This is a genomic window from Paenibacillus sp. FSL R5-0749 (assembly GCF_038595085.1).
In the GTDB taxonomy this organism is placed as follows: domain Bacteria; phylum Bacillota; class Bacilli; order Paenibacillales; family Paenibacillaceae; genus Paenibacillus.
Genome location: NZ_CP152005.1, coordinates 2,197,084 through 2,222,475, shown reverse-complemented (window position 1 = coordinate 2,222,475; position 25,392 = coordinate 2,197,084). Strand labels below are relative to the sequence as shown.

Here is a 25,392-nt window from a genome sequence, read left to right as displayed (position 1 = left end):
AATTCTTTACTTATACAACGTAATGAATATACTGAACGTTTCACTTTCATGCGAAATTCACAAACAAAAAATAGCCCTCTCCTCCAAAGCGACATCAAGTCACTCTAGAAGAAAGGGCGATGTTTAACTATAAATTAAGACTTGCTCTGTTCAATCTGCTCTGCAAGTTCATTCAGAATGGTCCAGCGTTCCATCAATTCGTCCAGATGACGTTCAGCCTCAACCTGCTCCGCCATCAACTCCTGCAGACGGGCAGAATCACTAAATGACTCTTCCATCTCTTTATTAATCCGGACAAGATTGGCTTCAGCCTTCTCAATATTTTCATCAATCTGATCGTATTCACGTTGCTCCTTGAAGCTGAATTTCAACTTGGGTTTAGCTGCTGACACAGCGGGAGTTGTTTTCTCCGATGACTGCTTCACCTTCGTTGCTCCTGTGTCACTCTCTTGCGTAGCTCCAGGGGCATTTTTCAGCATCCATTCCGCATACTCACTGTAGTCGCCGACGTGTACACGTACAGCACCGTTGCCCTCAAAAGACAGCACTTTATCCACCGTACGATCAAGGAAATAGCGATCATGGGATACCACAAAGACAACACCTGGAAAATCGTCCAGATAGTCTTCCAGTACAGCAAGTGTCTGGATGTCCAGGTCATTCGTCGGCTCATCCAGCAGCAATACATTCGGCGCAGCCATCAGAACACGCAGCAGATACAGACGACGTTTCTCTCCACCAGACAGGCGGGAGATTGGCGTCCACTGGGATGCCGGGGTAAACAGGAACCGCTCCAGCATCTGGGATGCTGTGATCAGAGAGCCATCGGCTGTTTTCACATTCTCGGCCACTTCCTTGATGTACTCAATGACACGAAGAGATTCATCCATCTCCTGATGCTCCTGGGTGAAATAGCCCAGATTGACCGTAGGACCGACGTCAACCACGCCTGCATCGGGTTCCAATTTGCCAGATATCATCTGTAACAGCGTAGACTTACCACTACCATTCGGTCCGACAATCCCTACCCGATCTCCAGGTACGGCAATATAACTCAGATCTTCAATCAGTGTGCGGCCACCGACGGATTTGGAAAGATGCTCGATCTCCAGAATCTTTTTACCTAGACGAGTGGAGCCAACCGATACTTCCAATGAACCGGTGCGCTGGACTCCTTGTTGGTCTTTGAGTTGTTCGAAACGATCAATTCTCGCTTTTTGTTTCGTCGTCCGTGCCTTGGCACCACGACGAATCCATGCGAGCTCCGTCCGAAGCAAGTTTTTACGCTTCTGTTCGGAAGAAGCTTCCCGCTCTTCACGCTCTGCCTTCAGTTCCAGAAAGCGTGTATAGTTGGCTTCATACCGGAACAAACGGCCATGATCCAATTCCAGCATGACATTGGCCACACGATCCAGGAAATACCGATCATGCGTAATCATAAGCAGTGCGCCGCGACGCTTCTGCAAGTACTGCTCGAGCCATACGACCGAATCATTATCAATATGGTTCGTCGGCTCATCCAGAATGAGCAGTTCGCACGGGTGAATCAGAGCAGCAGCGAGTGCTACCCTTTTGCGTTGTCCACCAGACAACGTGCCCATCAGTGCATCGAATTGACGAATACCCAGTTTGGACAAGATACTCTTCGCTTCACTCTCCATCTGCCAGAGCTGAAGCTGCTCCATTTGCTGATTCAAACGTAATAATCGCTCTTGCAACGCTGGAACGGAGGAATTCAGCTCCAATAATTCCATCGTTTCCGTATATTCACGCACGGTTTTCATTTCCATGCTGTCACCTTCGAATACTTGTTGCAGTACCGTATTGTCTGGATTGAAGTCCGGATTTTGTGCAAGGAATTGAATACGTACGTCATTACCGATGGAGATCTGTCCCGCGTCTGCCGGTTCCATACCGGATATCACACGCAAAAATGTGGATTTACCGGTGCCATTTACCCCAACGACACCAATCTTATCCTGATCAGCCATGCCAAATGAAGCATCCTTGAACAATATTTTTTCACCATAACTTTTTGCAATCTGCTCTACCGTCATTATGTTCATTGCTCGTACCCACTTCTCTGTAAAATAAAATTCATATTACGCACATCCACGCACTCACTTTAAACTTGTAAAAAAGAACGGCATCCGTCCAGAAACAATGCTGCTGCAAAGGCAATTCGTTTGTTCAGATGTTCCTCATTGAACTCCGGATTCAACATGATATCCATCTTCAGCCGGTCCAGAATTCCAATATAAGCTTCAGCAAGCAATACAGGCTCAGGTACACTTGCACTCTCCAGTACTTCACGCACCATGCTCATGTATTGGTTCATGAATGCCTTCATGAATTTCATTAGATCCGGATCATTATTGGGTGCCATAAAAAAGAGTTTGGTATGATTGCGGCGCTCATAATAATACGTAAGGTGGGTCTTGGCTATTGCTCCAAGTTTATCACCTGTGTTGTCATGTGAGTTCAAAGCATATTCAAGACGACTGATAAAACTGTTACAGTCCCGCTTGGATACTGCGATGAATAGTTGTTCCTTGCTTTTGAAATATAAATAAATGGTGCCTTTTGCAATGCCGGCTTCGTCTGCTATATCAGACATTTTGGTCTCATAAAAACCTTTCGAGCCAAAAATACCATAGGCCGCATCCAAAATAGCCTCCGATTTGTCTCCCTGTACCGTACTCAAATGTACTCCCCCTTACAACGCCAAAATGTTACCTAAACCTATCGCCACGCATCCTCCGATAACCGAACTAAGTACGTTCACCAGGTCGTTGCTCATCCATGCCCAGCCACGAGCCCGAACCGTTGGATGCCCGCAATGTTCATGCACCTCAACTTCTCGGCCACACACAGTGCAACGATACATCTTCTGCACCGTTGCGCCCAGATAGGAATCGGCAAAAGCACCTGCCAACCCGCCTACAAGACCGACAAAAGTCCAACTAAACAGACCAAGGCCTCCGATCCCGGCGATCCACGAAAACATGAAGGCTCCCGCACCAATCAGAGCCCCGCCTGCGGCTGCAGCCGCGGTGCCGAGAAATGAGACACCTCCTGAAGCACCTGGTGTAAGTACCTTCCATGTGAGAACAGAGCGTGGCGGCTTGCGACTGAGACTCCCGAGTTCAGTTGCCCATGTGTCCGATGTCACGGTAGCCATTACACCAATGAACGCATATATCCATGCCGGATGTGGAAATATCCAGTATCCCAGACATAGGAACATGCCCATTCCACCATTAGCCATTACTTGCCCGGCGTCCCGATTTCCTGACTTGGCATAGGATTTCTCCAGCTCCTGCTTCCGATCTTTACGAAACCTGGAGAGCAACGTTGAAGTAATAAAAAATAACAATAACGTGCCAAACCAGAACAGGTTACCCGCTCCGTAATATATCGTTCCCATCATGATTGCTGCCAAGCAGCCAGACAGAGTTAGCGACTTTTTCGCATAGGCAGCACCTGCCACCATAGAAGCGCATACGGCGCCAATAATCCAATCCATAATGTCTCCTGCATGCAGCATATGTACAGCCCACATGACGTTAATTGTATTTTTGAAATTCAATTATACCACGGTTTGATGCCAATGCCGAAACTCCTAAGGCCAGCACACAAAAAACCTGTTTCGGCCTCGTGTAGAAGTGCCAAAACAGGTTATTGACCAAACGTTACAACAAGATGAATCCCCTTCTCAAGTAACGTCTGGAATTGCGTATTCTTATGTTCTCATTCAGACTCGTTTTGCTCCGCCAATGACCCCATATCGGTAGAGGATCCTGCGACCAAACCAGTTGAACAATCGATCCGTCAGGAATCCCATAAAACCCAGGGAAATCAGTCCGACAAAGATCCAATCCGTACGGAAAAAGAGTCTGGAATTCCAGATCAGGTAACCCACTCCCTCATTTGCAGCAATCATCTCCGCACCAATGATAGCCATATAGGAAGTTCCCATTGCCAGGCGCACACCTGTGAAAATATACGGGGTTGTCGCCGGAACAATCACATGCAGCAGAATCTGCCGTTCATTGGCTCCCATACTGCGTGCCGACCGGATTTTGTCTTCTTCAACGGAGAGCACACCCGTTAAGGTGTTTAGCACAACAATGAAGAAGGTTGCGTACATGATGAGTGCAATCTTGGATTGCTCACCAATACCGAACCACACCAAGAATAAGGTAATAAAGGCGATCGGCGGGATAAAGCGTATAAAGTTAAGGAAGGGTTCCGCGAACAGCCGGATGAGATGAACTTTGCCAATAATCAGCCCTACTGGAATAGCAATGATGCTTCCGAGTACCCAGCCTGCAAGTACACGCGTGAAGCTGATTCCGATATACTGCATCAGCGTACCATCAGCAATCAGTTCACGCGCTCCCAGAATCGTATCCCAAGGGCCAGGGATTACGTCAGGCCCATAGATGAGGGCACCAAGCTGCCAGATCAGGATGACTGTTACCCACAGGAGCGGGATAGACACCGATTTTTTTTCCAACCATTTCATCTCACATATCACCTCAGTTATTCTTCAAAGTGGCCTTGAATTTGGTCATACAGGGTGTTGAACTCAGATGAGGCGATGTTCCTCGGGTAAGGTAATGTGTTGTGGTAAATATCCGTAATATTCGAAGACGGACCTACAGACATAATGCCTATGCGCTCACCAAGCAATAACGCTTCCTGAATATCGTGGGTGACAAAGATAACGGTCTTATGAGTTTCTTTCCAGATATTCACCAGTTCCTTCTGCATCGTACGCCGCGTCATCGCGTCCAGCGCACCGAATGGCTCATCCATCAGCAAGATCGCCGAGTCATTCGCAAGTACACGGGCCAATTGAACCCGCTGCTTCATGCCCCCCGAGAGTTCTTTTGGAAATTTCCCCTCATGAGCACTTAGTCCAACAAGCTGGATGTATCGATCAGAGATCTCACGTCGTTGTGCCTTAGATACCTTGGACATTCGGAGCCCAAATTCCACATTCTCTCTCACGGTTAGCCATGGAAAAAGAGAGGAATCCGCCTGCTGGAATACCATCGCCCGATCCCTGCCCGGTCTGTCAATCTCCTTGTTATCCACCTTGAGCTGGCCACCCGACTTGGAGATAAAACCCGCGATCATGTTCAGCAACGTTGACTTCCCACACCCACTGGGACCAAGCAGGACGAAAAACTCTCCTCCCCTAATAACCAGATCGACATCCTTGATGATATAATGCACATCCCCATTAGTCGGGGCATGATACGTTTTCCGAAGTTGTTCGATATGAATGGTATGCTGAGTTGCAGGTAAGGACATCACGAACACCTCCCATTTGAATGAATTATTTGCTATATGTCACTTTTTTCGGCAGAGCCTGCTGGAGAGAGGTCAGATTTAGTTTGGTGTCGAGATCAAAATCTTGTTCAATGATTCCGGTATCCACCATATATTGCTTCTGACCTGCCAAACTGTCATAAGCGGCCTGCGTAAATCCAACTTCCCATGGATTGATCGGAAGGTCTTTCAACGTGGCATCTTTAGGCTGTTTGGTCTCTTGATACATCAGATCCGCAACTTCTTCAGGATGCGCTTGGGCATACGCGGATGCCTCATCAAGTGCCGCGAGAAAGTCACTTATCTTTTCGGGGTTTGCCTGGATGAATTCATTACTGGATACGAGCCCCATACCAAGGCGTATAGGGGTCTGGGACATATCCGTCAGTTGATGGACCCCTTCGAGTGCATCGAATTTATCAGTTAACGCAGAGCCTATCACCCAGGCGGCATCAAGGTCTCCCTGTTTCAGTGCGATGTAGGACTCATCAAAAGCCCCCTGACCAATTTGCGTCACATCACCCAGCGCTAATCCCTGATCTTTCAGATATTCATCCCATAGATACGGAATAAATGTGCCTCGAATGAAACTTACTTTCTTGCCCTTCAAATCCGCTCCGCTCTGAATATCCTTCCTTGCATACAGCTTCCAGGCGGCTGCCGCTTCATCCGTAGCCTGACCAGCCGAAGCGATGACTGAATATTCTCCTTTAGCCAATGCATTCAATACGGGAAAATCTGCCCCATACGCAATATCCACCTGTTTGATAAATAGTGCATTTACACCTTCAGCCGGTGAGCCAAACGTAATACTCTCTGCGTCAATGCCCCTTTTTTCAAAGAAACCTTTGGCAATGGCTACCCTGAACGTTGGGTTGGTACTGGTATCTGCGATTCGAATTTTTACATTCTCGGCATGTTTACCCGAAGCGTCTTTGGTTCCGGACCCTGCTGCGCTTGAACTGCATCCGGATAATAGCAGTGCCGTAGCCAGGAATGCTATTAACACGCCGGTAATTATGGATGGTTTTCTCACAATATACACCCCATTCAATCTAGTCATGATCTTGACGCCTAATCGCCCGTCTTGCCTTCATCCGACGTTGCCACACAGGCTGCTCCCTCCACAAATGGAAGAGTTGTCTCCACACTCACGATGGATGCAGAACCTTTGGGTGCTGCTCCCGGCACCCTATAGGTGGAGACATCAATGGTTTCAATGGGAACTTCCTGCGGCTTCTCCAACTGTGGAACCCACTGATAAGGAACTCGATACGAGCGATAGACCATATTGGTATTTCGCCGATCCGTGTAAGGGGAGACATATTCCCAGACCAGCTCATGCTCGGCTGTCACTTCGAACAACCTGCCATTGGAACCTTCGGTTATCAGGGTGTTGCCGTTAGGTAAACGCTGAGCGGAACTGATGTATGGACTATAAAATTTATAGGAATCCGTTGGAACAGAAAATCCAGCTTCTGCCGATGTATACTGCCAGACAATCTCTAGGCTGACCGGGTTAATCTCCAGCACACGAGAGTGATCCCGAATCGCATGTTTTAATCCAAATGGGGAAGCCGGATTCGGAAGGCCGTAACCTGCCCAGCCGCCATTGTCGAATACAAGCAAGTTCCCTTCTCCAGGAAGGCCCTGAGGAATGATATGTGCATGATGCTGCCCGATAATTGTGCCAATGTGCTTCGCTTCAGTTGAAGTATAGTCGGGGCCCAGTCTCCATACGATTTTTCCGCTCTGCCTGTCTGTAATTGCGATTATATTGGCCTCTCTGGCATCCCAGATAATATTGTCAGGGTGGAACCGTTCGTCTCCGTCTTCATAGAAGCGGTTGGGTCCGACATAAGAAGCAGAATTAATATGTAACCAATCACCGACACCACCACCCAAATGACCAAAAGAACGTGTATTCGGATCACGGAACAGAACATTTCGAGCAGCTTCATCAAAACCTAATTCTTCAAAGTGCTCGTTAGGCAGCCATTCCCAAAGTACCTTCCCTTCCCAATCCACTTCAATAATGGCGTCATCAAGCAATGGCTTATCTGAAATTTGCGGGTTACTCACATTTTTGTGAGCCAGGATAAGTGTGTTGCCACTCTTCGTCTTCGGTGCAAGCCCAGGTGCATAGTACCCTACCGGATTACCCTCACGCTGATAATCATGATGCTGGCGGGCATACCATAGTGGCTCATACCCCGGATCTTCAATATGTTCGTAGCTATTGTATTTCCATACAATGTTACCGTCCCAATCTACCTGAACCAGATCAACATTATCCTGAATGCCGAACTTTGGATCTCTACGACCTGTGCTGCCCAGCACGTAACCTCCAGGCAATATTTTGGCCGGGAATCCTAACAACCCTTTCCACAGGTGAACCTCCTTGCCATTCATATCAATCAATACTACGCCTTCTTCACCTGCCTGATACACGGTATAACCGCCCCAAGCCTTGTCCGGTTTGTATAACGTCGCGCCAGTTGGATATATTGTTGAGTGTCCCATTGATCATCTCTCCCCTAGAATGTTTGTGGTATATCAAATGTCATTACTGTGATCCAACCTCAATAACTGAGATAGTTACTCTTCCCGGTATTGTTCCGTTGCTTCTGCTCAAAGTTACTTGTGGAGGAGCTATCATGTTCTTGTATCCCGTTGCTCTCCGCCAATTCCAGCACTGTGTCCGAGAATCCCTCCAGATTCGCTACTACCCGCTCGTAGAATTGACTTTGCTGCTCCAGTTCCTCCGCCGTAAAACCCTCAAACAGAAGCGTGATACATCGGGCACCGATGTTGCTGTTTCTCGCATACATCTCCCGCCCGCTGGATGTGATGTCCAGTAAAACCGTCCGGCGATCGTCTTCCTTTCGTCTGCGGATGGTGAGTCCCTTTTTCTCCAACTTATCGGTCAGAGCTGTAATGGCACCCGATGTGAAGTCCAACTGTTCTGCCAGATCTCCAAGACGCTGTTCTCCCTCACGAATGATCTTGTGCAGGATAAGCATGCCCGGCAGGCTGATGCCTTCTACAGATATGCGATCCCGCTCCTTGACGAATCGTCTGACCATTTTGCGAAATAACCAATCCGTCCGCTCCAACGCTTCCCAGTCTCTATCACTCATCTCATTACCTCCTTGATCGTCTGAAACCTCAATAGCACACGAAAAAAGGCCCCCGTAGACATTCCATTGTGGAGGAGTCCCGGGAGCCTTTGGTGGTCCAATCAGCTCGATTTATTTTCAGTTCAAATTATTTCACTGTTCATTTAATGAGTATTAAAATAATTGAGATCATCATATAACCAACTAACCCAACCTGTCAAGTGTGAATTATGTTAGTATGCTTCTTTTAAGGTCGTTCTCTGTCGGGCTAAATTATTTATTCCGTTTTAAGTTTCACTTCAGGTTCTCCGTTTACACTATTCACAGATCGATACATCAACAAATACATCTACTACAAGCTACGAATCAGTTCGTTCGTACTCTACTACAGAAATGAGGAATATGCATATGAATATGAAACGAGTCATTATTATAGGCACCATGTTTGTCACCATGTCCTTCGCCGGAACAGCATGGGGCCAATCTGCCGTCTCCCCCATACCTACTGCCAAATGGTCCATCGTTGACCTGGATCCTGGTGAGGGAAGTAGTGACGAACTGCTCAGCGCTCTTAATCAGTCTTCAGAAGAGGATCTGTATCAGAAGCTCTACAACGGTAAGTCGCTGAGAACGATTACGGAAGAAAACAGGGGGAATTTGGATGAGGTGATTGCTATACAAGTAAGACAGCTCAGAGAGCAATTTGATGAGCGACTCGCAAGTGGAAGTATCAGCTCGAAGCAACACGCTGCATACCAAGCCGAACTGGAAGAGTTGGTCACGCAGAGCGCAAATACAGCTTATAATCTGACGTAATTAAAAACCTACCTGTACGATGAAAATGTGAAAATGCCATGAATAACATAACAAAAAGGAGCGTATGCACGCCCCTTTCCTGTACCCTATAACATTTCTACTTCTCAAGCAGGTATGATCTGTACTGTGTAATCCTTATTGCCCTGCCCCAATCGTGCATGCACCCAAGGATTTGCCGTCCCATGCCAGTTCGAGCACATCTCCTGCTTGTGTTGGTCCAACACCTTCCGGTGTTCCTGTGAAAATGACATCTCCCTGCCCCAGGCCGTAATGGTGACCTACATAATCCACAATATCCTGTAAACTGAAGATCATGTTACGAATGTTACCACGTTGAACTTCCTCACCGTTTTTAGTCAACGTAAAGTCTTTCTCCAGCAGTGTTGCCACCCCCGGGAACGCCTGAAATGCAGTAACCGGAGCCGAATTTTTGAATCCTTTGGCCGCTGTCCACGGGTGGCCCTTTTTCTTAATCACGGACTGTACGTCACGTAACGTAAAATCAATACCAAACGCATACGCATCCACCAGCTCATCTACCGCCATACCTGGCTCATAAGCCCGGCCGATCTGCACGACCAGCTCAGCTTCATAGTGAACTTCACCCTTGGTAGCAGGCAATTCAAGCGTTTCACCACTCAGGGGCACGACTGCATGAGAAGGTTTCATAAAGATCATTGGTTCATCCGGAACCGCGTTACCCAATTCTTCCGCGTGAAGTTTATAATTGCGTCCTACACAGTATACATTGCGAATATTAGTCAACATGGGTATATTACCACCTTTATTGGATTCAATAGTGCATTTAGAGTAATTACGGTCTGAAGAATCGGCTGCTCGTCTCCTGAAATGCCAGCTCCCATACGTCAGGACGGTTCGTACATAACATGAGCTCTGGATCAACTGCGGCCAGTTTCTTCATAATGGTCTTGTCATCTACTGTCCAGGCCATCACCCGAATACCTGCACTCCGCATCTCGTTCATTAAGGATTTGTCTACATTGGTGTATCCAATGGAGAGAAATGTACAATTCATCTGCTGCAGGGCAGTTAACAGATCACCTGGTCGTGCATCGATAATCAGCCCCGTCTGGATCTCCGGTGCAAGTTTCTTCACTTCGATCAGAGCGGCTGGTTCAAATGAGGTGATCACCACATCATTTTGCATATGTCTTTTTCTCACTTCATGTATAACAGCCGCAGGCAGACCCGGGTACATGTCTCCCTGCGTTTTCAGTTCAATGTTAAGACGTACTCTGCCGCACGAGCGATCTAACAATTCACTTAGCGCCGGAATCCGTTCGCCCTTGTAAGACTTGTTTTTCCATGCTCCAGCATCCAAACGTTGCAGATCAGCCCAATCGGTTTCCCGAACCAGACCCTTGCCATTCGTCGTACGATCCACTGTAAAATCATGAATGATCACTGGCACACCATCACGCGACAACTGCACATCCAGCTCCATCCACTGAACTTCAGGCCGTTCCATGGCCATTAGAAACGCAGCCATCGTATTCTCTGGTGCAATAGAAGAAAATCCACGGTGCGCTACACAAAGGTTGTTCATTCGATTCCCTCCTCAAAAAGATTATTAATTAGGCGAAGCGACTCCATTTCCATCATATCGAATGCCTGGCGAAAGCTTTGCCATCTGTTGCAGCAGCAGTTTGTTTGCCTCATCAATCATCGGAATGGCCTGACCAAGCGCCGCTTCATAAGGGATGACTTTCATGCTGCAAGCTGCATCAGGAGTACAACGTGCCTGAAATACCGCTGTTTTCCATGTCTCTTCGGTGGTTGATCTGGAGAAAATAAAATTTCCGGTACTGTATGCAATCCATTTCCCCTTATAATACTCCAACCCTTGCAACACATGAGGATGACCACCTATGACCAGATCTGCGCCAGCATCCACAAACTCATGAGCCAATCGGGTCTGGTCACTGTTCGGAGTACTTACACGTTCCTCGCCCCAGTGCGCAACCACGATTACCAGATCAGCCTTCTTACGGGCCTCCTGGATCGCTTTGACCGCTCCTGTGGAATCATAGGCTTCAGCCACGCCAGCCCGATTGCCCTCAGCCTTCCAACTCGTTTCCGGTACAACACGGGAGAACCCAAGCAATGCAATCTTCATACCTTTGCGTTCCAGATACGCTGGTGCATACGCTTCATCCCTGTTCATGCCAGCCCCGGTGTGAGCAATACCATATTCCTTGAGATAGGTTAACGTATCTACCAAACCCTCAACACCCTGATCCAGAATATGATTGTTAGCCAAATTGACAGCATCAAAACCCGCAGAGGCCATTGCCGCCAATGCTTTGGGCGAAGATTTGTATACATATGTTTTGTCTGCTGCCCCCGTACCTCCCAGGGTTATCGGTGTCTCCAAGTTGCCGATGGTAAGATCATCATCCTTGAATAATCTGCCGAGTTTAGCAAAGGGATAATCATAACCGTTCTTATCCAGCAGTTCAGCAACTTTGCCCGAAAATTGAATATCCCCGACAAAATTAATGGTGACATCCTTCGCTGAATTGGAAGGTTGCGATGTCCCTGACTCGGTATCCGCACCTGCATTTCCCTTGGTGCCGGACGGCGTCGAATCTGTAGCAGGTTTTTTCGTTCCGGATTCGGCTTTCCCATTATTGGTATTGCCTGAAGTATCAGGTTTCGCTACGCCGGATGAATCACCTGCATCTGCTGTTGTTTCTTCATTCGTTGCTTCGGCGTCTTCTTCCGGAGCCTCATCAGTCTCCTCCGAGTCTGGAGAACTTACTTGATCCCCACCTTTGGCATCGTCTCCAATGGAAGGCTGATCCTGATCAACAATTTGCTGCTTCACCGGCTGGTCTGCCTGTTGCTGACGTGTGTTAATCACATAAAAAATGCCCACCAGACCAATTGTCATGATCAATAAAAGATTAATTGTCCAGATGATTCTATCACGGGTGCGCTTTCTTTTTTTTCTCTCTACACTTCGATCTGATCTTGGGGGATACATAAGCAACTCCTCTTCTTCACAGCCATACATACCATTATATCAGGCATATTCTGGATTTCCATCTTTCCTTGGAACTGCATCGATTGAAAGGGGATAAACTCGCTTAGCTTCCAGATCTTCATATGAAAAAAGCCATCTCTCCAGTAGATAATCCTACGGTGAGACAGCTCTCTTGCTGTACTTAATCTGCTACAAGCGCCTGTGTTGCCAAAATAGACATTTCCTTCGCTTGTTTGATGCAATCCGGCAAGCCTACGCCCTCATAACCTGCACCTGCAATGTACACACCCGGTAACTTGCTACCAAGTTCCTCACGCAGGGAGGCAATATGTTGGAGGTGTCCCACCGGATACTGAGGCATGGATTTTCGAAGCCTTGTAATTTCGGAGAAGATCGGCACCGCTTCGATACCCATCGTCTCTCTCAAATCTTTGAGAACCAGATCCGTCAACGCTTCGTCTGGAAGCTCTACGTTCTGTTCGTCACCCGAGCGACCGACATAACAGCGGAGCAGTACTTTATCGTCCGGGCTGGTATGCAGCCATTTCGTCGATGTCCACGTGCAAGCCGTAATATTGCGACCCTCTTTCCGCGGAACAAGGAAACCCGATCCGTCGAATACATGCTCCACCTCTTTTTTCTCAAAAGCGAGCACTACATTGGCCACAGATACATAATTAATCGCATCCAGTGCCGCTGTGTCCACGTGAGGCTTCAACAGATCTGACGCGACATATGTCGGCACAGTAACCACTACATCATCAGCTTCAAGCATTTCACCATTTTCCAGCTCAACATGGTATCTGGTCTGCGTTCCATCAAGACGTTGCAATGACTTCACCGCGGTGTTCAGACGTTGATCCACATCCTGCAACTCATGGACAAGTGCATGAACAAGGCTCTGCAGTCCCTGACGAAAGTTCAGAAAAGCGCTCCTTTTGGTTCCGGTATGCGTCTCAGCCGGTTTGCGACCTGTCATCATGCCCCGGATCAAGCTGCCGTAATCCCGCTCTACTTCGCCGAACTGCGGGAATGTAGCCTGAAGGCTTAATCTCCGCATATCACCTGCATAGATTCCCGCGAGCAGTGGTTCGGTCAAGTTCTCCAGCACTTCAGCTCCAAGACGGCGTTCAATCATATAACCGAGCGATTCATCCTCTGTTGTACGACGAGGCGGGATGACAAAATCCATCAACGCCCGCAGTTTGCCTGCCGGAGAGACAAGCCCGCTTCTCAGGAACGGTCTTAATTCTGTAGGAATACCGAGAACGAGTCCTGCTGGCATAGGATGAAGCTTGCCACGCTGCATGATATACGTTTTCTTCGACTCCGGATTCTGACTGACCAGCTCATGATCAATCTCCAATTCTTTAGCCAAATCAATCATTGCTGTTTTGCGAGCGAGGAAGGAATCCGGCCCTTTTTCAATCACAAATCCATCCCGGTGCAGTGTCTCAATCATGCCCCCCATGGACGAGCTTTTCTCGACCAGAGTAATCACAGGTTCAACGCCCGCTTCCCGGTAATGCTTGCGGATATAAAATGCCGCGCTGAGGCCGGTGAGGCCACCGCCGACGACAACAACACGGCGTTTCTTATCACCCATTACTCATCCGACCCTTGCTGCCATTGGCTTATAATAACGTCGCTTAACGTCTCCATGTATAGAGGATCGCTATTAAGAGAATCAATACGCATCAGGCGCATATCGATCTCTTTGGCAATCGATTTGGCCTCAATATCGAGATCATAGAGTACTTCGAGATGATCCGAGACAAACCCGATTGGTGCCACAAGTACATCCTCTACCTGTTCACGCGAAAGTTCCTGTAACGTATCCAGAATGTCCGGTCCGAGCCAAGGCTCAGCTGTTCGTCCGGCACTTTGCCACGTAAATTGCCAATTGGTTATTCCTACACGTGAGGCAATCACTTCCGAAGTCTCCAGCAGTTGTTGCGGGTACGGATCACCCATCTCCACAATACGTGCCGGCAGGCTGTGAGCACTGAACAAAACCTTCACGTCCCCACGTTTTGCTCCAGCTTCCTCAAACGCATCCAACTTGGCACTGACACGCGTGGACAGCGCCTGAATTAATTTCGGATGCAGATGATAACTCTCAATAAAGGACATATGGATGCCCAGTTCTTCTGCCTTTTCACGCGCACGTTTGATATAACTGCCCACACTCATTGTGGAGAAATGAGGAGCCAGTACAATACCAATTGCAGTCTGAATTCCATCCTTCGCCATCTGTTCCACGCCGTCCTCAATAAACGGATAGGCATGCTTCAGTCCTTGATAACAACGGAATTCCACATCAGCGCCACGCTCATCGCGGTTTAAAGTCTCCTGAAGAGCCTTGACCTGATTGTCCGTGTTCTCCCGAAGCGGGAATACACCGCCAACAATGGCTTCATATCGATCCGTCAGTTCTTTCAGTTGCTCCGGTTCAGGCGGACGCCCCCTGCGGATATGTGTGTAATACGCTTCAACACTTTCCATATTTTCTGGTGTGCCATACGACATCACCAGTACACCTACAGTATTAGTCATTAGTAATCGTCACCCCTGTCTTTAATGCTTCGGCAGAATACTCATGAATATAAGCCGTTAATTCTCTGAGCTTATCAAGGGAGGCTTCAGGAAATAGTCCGTGCCCCAGATTGAAAATATACCCCGGCTCCTTGATCCCTTCGTCGATAATCAATTTGGCTTGTTCCTTAATCAATTCCATCGGTGCAGTCAGCAAATAAGGGTCCAGATTGCCTTGTACGGCAAATTTGCCGCCAAGTCGTTTACGCCCTTCCGAAATCGATACTCTCCAGTCCAATCCAATTACATTGGCTTGCAGATTATGCAGCGCTGGCAACAATTCGCCCGAAGCGACACCAGGGAAATAAATCTTCGGTACATTCAAATCCGATAATTCGGTAAAGATACGGGTAATCGTAGGCAACACATATGTTCTGAAGTCTTTGGGAGAAAGTGCTCCAACCCAACTGTCAAACAACTGGAATGCCTTGCCGCCATTCGCAATATGCGCACGGACATATGTAATAACCATATCACCAAGCTTCTGCATCAGTTTGTGCCACACCTCAGGCTCGCTGTACATCATCGTTTTGGTACGGATATAACCTTTCGAAGGTCGGCCTTCGATCAGATAACTCGCAATCGTGAAAGGCGCACCCGCAAACGTAATCAGAGGCACGTCAAGCTCCTTATCCAGAATTCGAATAGTCTCCAGAATATGTGAGAGATCTCCTTCTACGTCGATGGGACGTAGTCGATCCACATCTGCAGCTGAACGAATAGGATTATCGATTACCGGTCCAATATTTTTAACAATGTCAAAATCAATGCCCAATGAGGCAACCGGATTCATAATATCGGAATACAAAATAGCCGCATCTACACCCAGTTTGCGTACCGGCATGAGTGTAACTTCAGCCGCCAGCTCGGGTTGTTTGCAGATTTCTAACAAGGAGTACTTTTCTTTAATCTTGCGATATTCAGGATCGTAACGTCCGGCTTGACGCATGTACCATACCGGGACGCGGTCTACCTGTTGTTTGAAACTTGCCCGAATCAGTCGATCATTATAGCTCATGTAAGAAGCCTCCAATAGTTTTTGGACTCATAATTACCATTATGCCCTTTTTAAACAGCTGTAACAACCACATGCGGATGCGTTCTACGTGACAATACTATGACATTCCTTACACTCATCCCCCATATGCCAATTGTGTTATAATGAAAGAATCGATTTTTTTAGAGAATTACAGAAATATCTTTGAAAGGAAGTGAAAGCACTTTGAAAACGTGGAAAGTAAACCTCATTGTGCTTTGGTTCGGACAATTTTTGGTCAATTCGGGCATGACCATGATTACCCCATTTTTGTCCCTGTATCTCGCGAGAGATCTTGGCGTTGTTGGCGAACATGAAATTGGCATTTGGGCGGGATTTATTTTTGCAGCCAATTTCCTCACCTCATTTTTGTTTCAACCGCTGTGGGGCAAGTTGTCGGACAAGTATGGTCGTAAAGTTATGCTGCTTCGTTCGGGATTCGGGATGGCCATCGTAATTGCCCTTATGGGTCTGGCACAGAACCCCTGGCAGCTTCTCTTATTGCGTTTGCTTAACGGTACAATCTCCGGTTTTAACCCAGCAGCTGTTGCGCTGATATCGGGTACCACTCCGAAAGACCGCATGGGTTTCGCCATGGGAATCAGTCAGTCCGGGCAAGTTGCCGGTACAATCCTGGGTCCACTCATTGGCGGCTTGCTGGCTGATGCAGTAGGCTTCCGCCCTATTTTCTACATTACAGGTGGACTAATCTTTGTTGCTTCCATGCTCGCCATGTTCCTGGTGAGAGAGAAATTCGACCGTCAAGAAGCAGCCAAACTGCCGGCACAATCCGTATTGTCCGGTCTGAAGGAATTAAACAAGTCACCCCAACTTCCGGCACTGTTTGCTGTGACGTTCCTGCTGCAGTTTGCGATGATTAGCCCCATGTCACTCTTGCCGCTGTATGTGCAAAAATTGCATGCTTCGGATGTAAATGTGGCCTTCTGGGCGGGACTTGTCGGTGCAGTTACGGGACTATCCAATATGGCCATGTCTCCTGTTCTCGGGAAGCTGAGTGACCGGATAGGTCCTCACAAGGTGCTGACGTTCTCCCTCATCGGAACAGGACTCATGCTTATTCCGCAGGCATTTGTTCAGACCGTGTGGCAGCTCATTCTTGTCCGATTCATGATGGGTGTGTTCATGGGTGGCCTGCTTCCGAGCGTCAATGCCTTGATCCGTTCCTATACAGCAGATAGCATGATTAGCCGTGCATTCAGTTTTAATACGAGCACCCTTGCGTTAGGCAACATGCTTGGAGCGATCATTGGAGGTTTCATGGCAGGATTCATCGGAATCGAAGGTCTGTTTATCGTCTCCGGCGGACTGCTGCTGCTTAATATGGTTTGGGTCAGATTCAAATTGTATAATAAACCTGCTTCTATTCAGAAATCCTGATTACCCATCTATTTCTTAACTAGTCCATATCACCGTTCCATCTAAAAAAAGCCGCTTCCAGCGCCTAGTTGGCCTGAAAGCGGCTTTTTTTCATTCATGTGTTTTTCATTATTTTCTTATTTATTAGATTGAATTGTATCGGATAATGCTTCACCCCAAACACAAAAGCACTTTGTATCGGTTGCAGAGCTGTCCCTGGCACAAGCTGGATGTGCTCCATGTGATGAAGCAATGTATGAAGAACGACCCTTGCCTCCAAACGAGCGAGTGGTGCACCCAGACAAAAATGAATGCCAAATCCAAATCCCATATGTCTGTTCGGCTTGCGATCAGAGATGAAATCTTCCGGTTGTTCGAATTGGGCACCATCCCGATTGGCTGCTCCTACCCAGGAAATCACCTGCTCTCCAGCTTGAATCGTCTGACCATTCAACTCTACAGTTTCCTTCGCGACCCGCCCAATAGCAACAATTGGCGGATAATATCGCAGTGTCTCTTCAATTGCAGAAATAATCCGTTCAGGATGTTCGCGCAACTCCTGTTGTAGCTCGGGTTGTTCAGACAATATACGAACCGCATTGGTAATCAGGTTGGTGGTTGTTTCATTACCGGCCGCAAGCAAGAGAATGCAGAAGCCCACCACCTCATCTGCAGTCAACTTCTGACCCTCAATCTCCGCAGCAAGCAATAACGAGATCAGATCATCCTCTGGCTGCAACCGACGCTCTTCCATAATGCCAGTAAAATAGATATGCAGCTCCTGCATATTTCTTTTCTTCTCCTCCAGTAACTCCTGAAAGGCCTGTTCACTATCATCACGTGCACCTTTCACCAATACATCAGACCAATCTTTGAACTTTTGACGATCCGCCGCAGGGACTCCGATTAATTCTGCAATCACAATGACGGGTAATGGCGTTGCAAGGTCATCAATAAGTTCCATGTATCCTTCTGACAGGTGCGGAGCAAGTAACTCATTCGTGATTTCCTGAATACGCGGAGCCAACGCTTCAATCGCCTTGGGTGTAAACGCCTGGTTCACCAGATCACGCAGCTGTTTGTGTTTGGGAGGGTCTGTCGTCAACATGCTCGTATTGGCACGATCACGAGCAGAAGAGAACAGTTTCGGGTTTTTCAATACGTACTTCACATCTTCATAACCGAAAACATCCCAACATTCTCGATGCTCATCATATCGGACTGGAGTGTTATCACGAAGTTCTGCATACACCTTGAAGGGAGATAACCTCTCTTCCAAAGTCTCCAGTTCCCGAATCGGAATGTAATTCGCATACTTTCTCGGTGCCTGTTTCATCGTTTCTCCTCCAATCAATATTATATATTTATTTACATATGTTGATCATCCCTATTATAAACATAACTCTATAACGAAACCAATCTTTAGACCGTAATTGAGCCCCATTACCTAATATGTGCTGCTATCACCCTCTCCTTCTGTTACCCACTACTGATATGCGTCCCGATTCGACATTCTTTTATCGCAATATTCCGTTTTATCAGGACAAAAGACTCATTATGTAATGTTAATTAACATAAAAAGGGGTTTAACTTCTTCAAAACTACCAAAATCGGCTATTTTCTCTCTCAACCAAAATGAATAATATTTCATAATTGCTTATAAACAATCACTTTACTCTCATTATCTATGAATGTAACCGATTACTCTGCCTATATCTATGTTTGTCATATTACTTAACATGGAATACAATCGATTTGAAATGGTATACATATTCTTCTTAACAAACTTAACATCACACTAACTTGAAGGAGAGTGCTATTCATGAGTAAAACATCCAATCTTCGTCCCTGGGCCGTATGGAGTACCGCAGCTTTAACAGCACTAACCATCTCGTTGTCACCCATTGGTACCTACGCTGCACACGCAGCTACGGTAGAGGTGAAAGGCACAACAGGCGCTGTTCAAACAGCAACCACTACGCCGGCTCGCAATACATCCATCCCTGCAATACCGGACTCTTCCAAACAATCTGCACTTCCGAATGTACTGGTAATCGGAACGGGCGGAACGATTGCCGGACAATCCGAAGATGCCACCAGCTTCCAGAATTATAAGGCAGGTACACTTCCCATTGGAGAGATGGTAGACGCCTTACCGGATAAACAGAAGATTGCTGATGTTAGCACACTCCAATTTGGAAACTCAGGTTCGGGTTCCTATAGTATGGCCGACCTCTATGACTTGTCGCAGACGGTAGATAAAGCTCTTGCAATGTATGACAGTGTTGTCGTTACTACAGGTACAGACACCATGGAGGAAATCGCCTATTTCCTTGATATGACGGTTCAGAGTGACAAACCGGTCGTGATCACAGGCTCCATGCGTCCATGGACTGTCATCGGTTCTGACGCTCAAGCCAATCTGTACAACGCAATCAAGCTTGCAGGCAGTGGTCGTACCACTTCATTCGGCACTGTACTCATGTTGAATGACACGATCCAGCTTGCTCGTGGTGTAACCAAGACCAATGATTATCGGACAGATACGTTTGAAACCCCAATGCTCGGCGCTGTAGGATATATTGATGAAGAAAACATTCGAATCTACCGCGCTCCTGCACGTGCCTTGAAACCTGAAGGCACAGCGAAGCCCGTATTTGATCTAAGTAAAATCACAAAGGCAGATCTGGCCAAAGTTGAAATTGCGATCTCGTATCAAGAAGCTGGAGGCGGGGCGATCGAAGGTTTCGTGAATAGCGGCGCCAAAGGAATCGTGACTTCCGGTACCGGAGCTGGCGGCATCTCCAGAGCGATGGGACAAGCGCGTACCAAAGCCATCGAAGAAGGTGTCATTTTCGTGACCACCACTCGGACGGGTTCGGGAAGTGTATACGGCGGCGGCAAAGGCATTATTGCAGGCGACAACCTGAGTCCACAACAAGCTCGTGTATTATTGATGCTGGGCTTGTCCTTCAGTGATGATTTTGACACCATCAAAAAATGGTTCGAAACGTACGGAACACCTGAAGTATAAGAAAGAATTACTACAACAATATCTGTAAATGCAAAGAAAGAGACGATACTCCCTGTGATTCAAGGTGTGTCGTCTCTTCTTTGTGTATGCTCAAAAAAATCAAGAAAACCAGGATTGCAATGAGCAGAATATACACGGCCAATATTAAAAACGGCTAAAAAACTCCGATCACGATCCCCCTCACAACATAAAAGCGCGAGATCGTGTTCCATCGGAGTTTTATCTTTAGGAAATATCCACTTTTACTTCACCCAGGCAAGTACCAGCCCATCGTAATCCGGTAACATCGTCGTCACCAGGCGCGGATCACTTGCCATCTGTTCATTGAAGCGACGAACAGCAAGCACTGCTGGACCCTGCTTGTCCGGATTCAGCGTACGACCACGCAGGAAACAATTATCGCCTACAATAACAGCACCTGGCCGGGCCAGCTTAATGGCATAATCAAGATATACCGGATAATTCTCCTTATCTGCGTCAATAAAGAAGAAATCGAATGTGCGACCCTCCTGTTCCAATTGCTCCAGGCTGCCTGCCGCCGGTCCAATGCGGTACTCCACCTTTTCGCCAAAGCCGCCTTCTTCCAGATGTCCACGCGCCATTGCCGCATATTCCTCTTTCAGTTCCAGCGAAGTCAGGGTTCCATTCTCACGCAAACCGCGTGCAATACAGATCCCACTGTAACCGCCCAGCACACCGATTTCGAGCGCAGCTTCTGCTTTGGATGTCTTGGCTAGAAACGTGAGCAATCGTCCATATGCAGCAGCCACCGAAACTTCGGGCATACCGTTCGAACGGATAGCTTCTTTCACTTTTAGCAAAAGGTCATCCTCTTGAAATAATTGATTTACATATTCATCAGGGGTCAGATTCACCACTAAAATCCTCCTTGGACACTTGGACTGCTTTCCATATGGATGCCAATGTTCTATAATAAATGTTTGTTATCAACACAGGCGGTTGACTGGTGCATCACTTCGAAAGAGGAATGCATACGTTCACCGCATTTCTCATTGTAAGTTTTTTCACGGAAAGCGGCAAGGCCGCACCGTCACTATACAGCAGAGAGAAGGATATCCTTCTCCAGCTTGAAATGGAGTTGAAATGAATCACATGGCTCAATTGCAATTGATTGCAACCTCGGCGATGGGACTCGAGGCCGTTGTCGCCCGGGAACTGAAGCAACTGGGGTATGAAGATGTTACGATCGACAACGGCCGGGTTTTCTTCACAGGAGATTATATTGATATTTGCCGTTGTAATCTGTGGCTGAGAAGTTCGGACCGCGTATTGGTGAAAATGGGTGAATTCCCTGCCACGACATTTGACGAATTGTTTGAAGGCACCAAAGCACTTCCTTGGGAAGAGTGGATTCCAGCCGACGGCGAATTCCCTGTAGAAGGTCGCTCTCAAAAATCCCAGTTAAGCAGTGTGCCTGCATCACAAGGGATCGTGAAGAAAGCAATCGTAGAGAAACTGAAGTTAACCTATGATACAGAGTGGTTCCCCGAAGATGGGTCTCGCTATGTGATTGAAGTTATTTTGCTGAACGATCGCGCCTTGCTTACATTGGATACGACCGGACCAGGCTTGCACAAACGGGGTTATCGTAAACTCGTCACCGAAGCGCCACTCAAAGAAACACTTGCAGCAGCTCTGATTCAGCTCAGTCGCTGGAATGTATCCCGTCCCTTCTATGATCCATGCTGCGGATCAGGCACAATGCTGATCGAAGCCGCCATGATTGGCTGGAACATTGCACCAGGACTCCGTCGGACCTTCAACTCTGAGGACTGGGCTGTCATTCCTGAAGAATTGTGGGAACAGGCGCGCGAAGAAGCATTCGATGCTGTGCGAGACGATGTCCCGTTACAGATTTCAGGTAGTGACATCGATCCGGAAGCGATTGAAGTAGCTCAGGCTGCTATCAAAAGCGCAGGTTTCGCCAAAGACATTGAAGTCAGTGTTCTGCCCGCTCATCGCGCAAGACCACAAGGCGAATATGGTGTTATCATCACCAACCCTCCTTATGGTGAACGTTTAAGTGAAGAAAAAGAAGTTCAGAAGTTACTCCGCTCTTTAGGGCGCAGTTATCTCGACATGCCAACATGGTCCTTCTTTGCAATTACGTCAACTAAAGCCTTTGAAGAATATTTCGGTCATAAGGCAGACAAGCGTCGCAAATTGTTCAACGGACGCATTGAAACCCAGTACTATCAGTATTTGGGCCCACTACCTCCAAGAAATAAAACACCACAATCTTCATAATTGTTCCAACTATAAAGTGCTCTAGCCACTCATGGCCGGGGCGCTTTTTTGTGCGCTTTTCTAGTCATATGAATTCTCCTTCATCCACCTTTAATCGACCACGAATGGATTCTACCAGAGGCGTAGTTGAAAACCCATGAGGTCACGCTATAATGAATGGAGCCCTATTTTACATTCCGATTACAAAACAACAAAAACAAAGGGGACATAGATTATGGTTGTCACTCGGCCTACGCGCAGCTCCATGCCACGCGGGCTTCTGAATCATCCACTAACGTTATATCTTATTTTTCTTGTGTTTATGCTGCTCAAACTCATGTGGCTTCATCACAATCTGCACGCCTATAACATTACGATGGGACTTCTGGATAAAGTTATTGCCATTGGATCATTGCTCCTCCTGTCCTTCTGGACCTGGTGGCTGCCTCGCAGAGGCATGATCGTATCTCTGGTCGTGCTTAACCTGCTGCTTACCGCACTAATCTACGCCGATATGGTGTATTATCGCTATTTCCAGGATTTCTTGACCATCCCGGTATTGTTGCAAGCCAGACAGGTTGACGCATTGGGGGACAGCATCGCTACATTGATCTTCCCAAGTGATTTCTGGTTTTTTGCCGATTGGCTTGTCGTCATACCTTTCGCAGCGATTGTTCTGTTCAGCAGACATTACCGTTCAAAGCACTCCAGTGCATCGGTTCAAGGTTATGGGAGTTATTCGTTCAACGATCGCAAGGGGCAGATGCGCCGCCGACTCACTGCTGGCAGCATTGCCCTTGTGCTAGGGCTGGGACTTGCCGTTGGTCCGATTTATTTTTACAGCAAAACATGGGCCAAGGGCCTGTTCGATAACAACTGGTGGAATGTATCCATGTACAATGTGACCGGTCTTCTCGCTTTTCACGGTTATGATCTGTACAACTATGCCAAAGACCATATCGGTTCCGGGCCAGAGGCTGAACCCGCTGATGTTGAACAGGCAAAGGCGTTCTTCGCTGAAAGGCAGCAAAACGCTCCGCAAAATGATGCTTTGTTCGGTAAATACAAGGACAGCAATGTCATCATTGTACAGGGTGAGGCTTTTATGAACTTCATGATTGGCCAGAGCATTGGCGGACAGGAGATCACGCCCCATTTTAATGAACTGATGAAAGAAAGTCAGTATTACAGTCACTTTTACCACCAGACCGGTCAGGGCAGAACATCAGATGCCGATTTTGGGGCAAATATTTCCCTACATCCACTTCCGGTCGGTTCAGCCTTTGTACGATATGCAGACCATACGTATGATTCCCTCCCTTCTATTCTGAAGGATAACGGGTATAGTACCAACGTATTTCACGCTTATGAGAGCGGCTTCTGGAATCGGTATACGATGTATCAGAACATGAAGTATGACAAGTTTTATAGTAAAAATGATTTTGCACAGGATGACCCGCTTGGCTGGTCCCTGTCTGATGAATCCTTTTTCCGTCAATCCGTTGAGAAAATGAGCAGTGAGGTTACCGAACCGTTCTATTCGTTCCTCATTACACTCAGCAGTCACCATCCGTATGCATTGTCGAAAGAGAAACAACAACTGGATGTAGGCGAGTTTCAGGGAACCATGTTTGGTGATTATCTGCAATCCGTACATTACGTGGATTCGGCACTGGGCAAGATGGTGGAGGATCTGAAAAGTCGAGGACTATGGGAAAATACCATTTTTATGTTTTACGGGGACCATGACAACTCAATCAAAGAGCAATCGCAATACGAGCAGTTTCTCGGACGCTCGTTGAACGACCTGGATATGGCACAGATCATGAACGAGGTCCCCCTGCTGGTGCATTTACCGGATGGGGCAGCCGTTGGAACCATCGACGAACCTTCGGGACAACTGGACATCACGCCATCCGTGCTGCATCTGCTCGGCGTGCCTGACCAGTCCTATTATCATATGGGTAACGACGTATATGACGGGTCTGCACGTACGGTTGTGCTGCGTAATGGCGCAGTCTCGGATGGTTCTGTATTCTATATTCCATCGGATGATTATATCTACGAGAACGGCGCTTGTTATGACCTGTCCACACGTGACAAAACAGATATCAACGCTTGCCGTCCCGCTCATGATGAAGCAGTCAAGCGATTGCATGTCTCTGATACCGTAATTACCTATGATCTGATTCAGCGCTTTCGAGAGGAAGACAGTTCAGCAGTAACATCGCAATAAGCCTTATCGTAATGACAAGTTAAGCTAAACAAATACACAAAATGAAGTGAATTGGATTGCAAAAAGGGGAATTCTAATTACATGACATCACATACTGAACCACTCCATATTGAACAGCAATTATTCGATGCAGCCGCCAACTTTGTGAAGCAACGTTATCCTCAGGGATGGGGTGGTGCGGGCGCTGTCTATACCGAAGCAGGTTCCCTGCTAATTAGTGTAGCTCCAGAGGTCATCAACGATGCCACGCATCTGTGTATGGAAACAGGAGCTTATCTGGAGGCCCACAAATTGAACGAACGCGTCACCCACTCCCTCTGTATCGCTCGTAATGACGAGCATTCAGAATTCAAGGTCCTCACACCTTGCGGCGTCTGTCAGGAACGATTGTTTTATTGGGGTGAAGAAGTTAAAGCTGCTGTATACGACCCTGAAGGTCAACTGATCTTCAAAAGACTGGATGAGATCCAGCCTTATCATTGGACCAAGGCATTTCGGGATAAATCGTAATCTTCTTGCGAATTATAGAAAGTGGCTTTATAATTGTAACTATATTAGTTTCAACTAAAAGGATAATGGAGGTTT

Annotated in this window: 22 protein-coding genes; 6 read left to right on the top strand and 16 right to left on the bottom strand. The window is 47.3% G+C overall.

Annotated features, from left to right (window positions below):
* Positions 1 to 134: 134 nt before the first annotated feature.
* The 8 genes from MKY85_RS10015 to MKY85_RS09980 form a co-directional block, all read right to left on the bottom strand.
* A complete protein-coding gene (locus tag MKY85_RS10015) occupies positions 135 to 2,066 on the bottom strand; it encodes an ABC-F family ATP-binding cassette domain-containing protein (RefSeq protein WP_342572503.1) in 1,932 nt (643 codons plus the stop codon).
* A gap of 59 nt (positions 2,067 to 2,125) precedes the next feature.
* A complete protein-coding gene (locus tag MKY85_RS10010; RefSeq protein ID WP_339260263.1) occupies positions 2,126 to 2,704 on the bottom strand; it encodes a TetR/AcrR family transcriptional regulator in 579 nt (192 codons plus the stop codon).
* Between the two features lie 12 nt (positions 2,705 to 2,716).
* Positions 2,717 to 3,526 (bottom strand): DUF92 domain-containing protein, encoded by an 810-nt coding sequence (locus MKY85_RS10005; protein WP_342572502.1) that lies wholly within the window; start codon positions 3,524 to 3,526, stop codon positions 2,717 to 2,719.
* 228 nt (positions 3,527 to 3,754) lie between these two features.
* Complete coding sequence (locus tag MKY85_RS10000; RefSeq protein WP_342572501.1) at positions 3,755 to 4,528, bottom strand: ABC transporter permease; 774 nt, start codon at positions 4,526 to 4,528, stop codon at positions 3,755 to 3,757.
* Between the two features lie 17 nt (positions 4,529 to 4,545).
* Positions 4,546 to 5,322 (bottom strand): ABC transporter ATP-binding protein, encoded by a 777-nt coding sequence (locus tag MKY85_RS09995; RefSeq protein ID WP_342572500.1) that lies wholly within the window; start codon positions 5,320 to 5,322, stop codon positions 4,546 to 4,548.
* Positions 5,323 to 5,347: 25 nt separating this feature from the next.
* The gene (locus MKY85_RS09990) at positions 5,348 to 6,403 is read right to left on the bottom strand and encodes an ABC transporter substrate-binding protein (RefSeq protein WP_342572499.1); all 1,056 of its coding nucleotides are present in this window, start codon (positions 6,401 to 6,403) and stop codon (positions 5,348 to 5,350) included.
* An 11-nt stretch (positions 6,404 to 6,414) separates the two neighbouring features.
* On the bottom strand, positions 6,415 to 7,863 hold the full coding sequence (locus tag MKY85_RS09985; RefSeq protein ID WP_342572498.1) for an aryl-sulfate sulfotransferase: 1,449 nt from the start codon (positions 7,861 to 7,863) through the stop codon (positions 6,415 to 6,417).
* Positions 7,864 to 7,922: 59 nt separating this feature from the next.
* Positions 7,923 to 8,480 carry a MarR family transcriptional regulator gene (locus MKY85_RS09980; RefSeq protein WP_339260255.1) on the bottom strand — a complete coding sequence of 186 codons (558 nt, stop codon included), beginning with the start codon at positions 8,478 to 8,480 and terminating at the stop codon, positions 7,923 to 7,925.
* 387 nt (positions 8,481 to 8,867) lie between these two features.
* On the opposite strand from MKY85_RS09980, the gene MKY85_RS09975 reads away from it, so the two are divergent.
* A complete protein-coding gene (locus MKY85_RS09975) occupies positions 8,868 to 9,275 on the top strand; it encodes a hypothetical protein (RefSeq protein WP_342572497.1) in 408 nt (135 codons plus the stop codon).
* A gap of 135 nt (positions 9,276 to 9,410) precedes the next feature.
* On the opposite strand, the gene MKY85_RS09970 is transcribed toward MKY85_RS09975, so the two are convergent.
* The 6 genes from MKY85_RS09970 to hemE form a co-directional block, all read right to left on the bottom strand.
* Positions 9,411 to 10,043, bottom strand: coding sequence for a fumarylacetoacetate hydrolase family protein (locus tag MKY85_RS09970; protein ID WP_339260250.1), 633 nt, complete (start codon positions 10,041 to 10,043; stop codon positions 9,411 to 9,413).
* 46 nt (positions 10,044 to 10,089) lie between these two features.
* The gene (locus MKY85_RS09965) at positions 10,090 to 10,842 is read right to left on the bottom strand and encodes a glycerophosphodiester phosphodiesterase family protein (RefSeq protein WP_253433275.1); all 753 of its coding nucleotides are present in this window, start codon (positions 10,840 to 10,842) and stop codon (positions 10,090 to 10,092) included.
* A 24-nt stretch (positions 10,843 to 10,866) separates the two neighbouring features.
* Positions 10,867 to 12,159 (bottom strand): CapA family protein, encoded by a 1,293-nt coding sequence (locus tag MKY85_RS09960; RefSeq protein ID WP_339241130.1) that lies wholly within the window; start codon positions 12,157 to 12,159, stop codon positions 10,867 to 10,869.
* Positions 12,160 to 12,463: 304 nt separating this feature from the next.
* Positions 12,464 to 13,888, bottom strand: a complete 1,425-nt coding sequence (gene hemY, locus MKY85_RS09955) for a protoporphyrinogen oxidase (protein ID WP_091017551.1) — start codon at positions 13,886 to 13,888, stop codon at positions 12,464 to 12,466.
* On the bottom strand, positions 13,888 to 14,838 hold the full coding sequence (hemH, locus tag MKY85_RS09950; RefSeq protein WP_339241128.1) for a ferrochelatase: 951 nt from the start codon (positions 14,836 to 14,838) through the stop codon (positions 13,888 to 13,890). Before hemH ends, hemY begins: the two co-directional genes overlap by 1 nt.
* A complete protein-coding gene (gene hemE / locus MKY85_RS09945; RefSeq protein ID WP_342572496.1) occupies positions 14,831 to 15,895 on the bottom strand; it encodes a uroporphyrinogen decarboxylase in 1,065 nt (354 codons plus the stop codon). The genes hemH and hemE overlap by 8 nt, the downstream gene beginning before the upstream one ends.
* 204 nt (positions 15,896 to 16,099) lie before the next feature.
* Here hemE and MKY85_RS09940 point away from each other — a divergent pair, with 204 nt between their 5' ends.
* The gene (locus tag MKY85_RS09940) at positions 16,100 to 17,311 is read left to right on the top strand and encodes an MFS transporter (protein WP_339260246.1); all 1,212 of its coding nucleotides are present in this window, start codon (positions 16,100 to 16,102) and stop codon (positions 17,309 to 17,311) included.
* Between the two features lie 94 nt (positions 17,312 to 17,405).
* Here MKY85_RS09940 and MKY85_RS09935 read toward each other — a convergent pair whose 3' ends face one another.
* Complete coding sequence (locus MKY85_RS09935) at positions 17,406 to 18,626, bottom strand: cytochrome P450 (protein WP_339241123.1); 1,221 nt, start codon at positions 18,624 to 18,626, stop codon at positions 17,406 to 17,408.
* A gap of 486 nt (positions 18,627 to 19,112) precedes the next feature.
* Here MKY85_RS09935 and MKY85_RS09930 point away from each other — a divergent pair, with 486 nt between their 5' ends.
* Positions 19,113 to 20,324: an asparaginase gene (locus tag MKY85_RS09930; RefSeq protein WP_339241122.1), complete on the top strand. Its 1,212-nt coding sequence runs from the start codon at positions 19,113 to 19,115 to the stop codon at positions 20,322 to 20,324.
* 242 nt (positions 20,325 to 20,566) lie between these two features.
* On the opposite strand, the gene MKY85_RS09925 is transcribed toward MKY85_RS09930, so the two are convergent.
* Positions 20,567 to 21,199 carry an O-methyltransferase gene (locus MKY85_RS09925; RefSeq protein WP_339241119.1) on the bottom strand — a complete coding sequence of 211 codons (633 nt, stop codon included), beginning with the start codon at positions 21,197 to 21,199 and terminating at the stop codon, positions 20,567 to 20,569.
* Positions 21,200 to 21,437: 238 nt separating this feature from the next.
* On the opposite strand from MKY85_RS09925, the gene MKY85_RS09920 reads away from it, so the two are divergent.
* The 3 genes from MKY85_RS09920 to MKY85_RS09910 all read left to right on the top strand — a co-directional run bounded on the left by MKY85_RS09920 (position 21,438) and on the right by MKY85_RS09910 (position 25,317).
* Entirely contained in the window at positions 21,438 to 22,592 is a 1,155-nt protein-coding gene (locus tag MKY85_RS09920) for a class I SAM-dependent RNA methyltransferase (RefSeq protein ID WP_310336624.1), read from the top strand.
* A 214-nt stretch (positions 22,593 to 22,806) separates the two neighbouring features.
* Complete coding sequence (locus tag MKY85_RS09915; RefSeq protein WP_342572495.1) at positions 22,807 to 24,807, top strand: LTA synthase family protein; 2,001 nt, start codon at positions 22,807 to 22,809, stop codon at positions 24,805 to 24,807.
* A gap of 81 nt (positions 24,808 to 24,888) precedes the next feature.
* Positions 24,889 to 25,317 (top strand): cytidine deaminase, encoded by a 429-nt coding sequence (locus MKY85_RS09910; RefSeq protein WP_339241116.1) that lies wholly within the window; start codon positions 24,889 to 24,891, stop codon positions 25,315 to 25,317.
* The last annotated feature ends 75 nt before the right edge of the window (positions 25,318 to 25,392 follow it).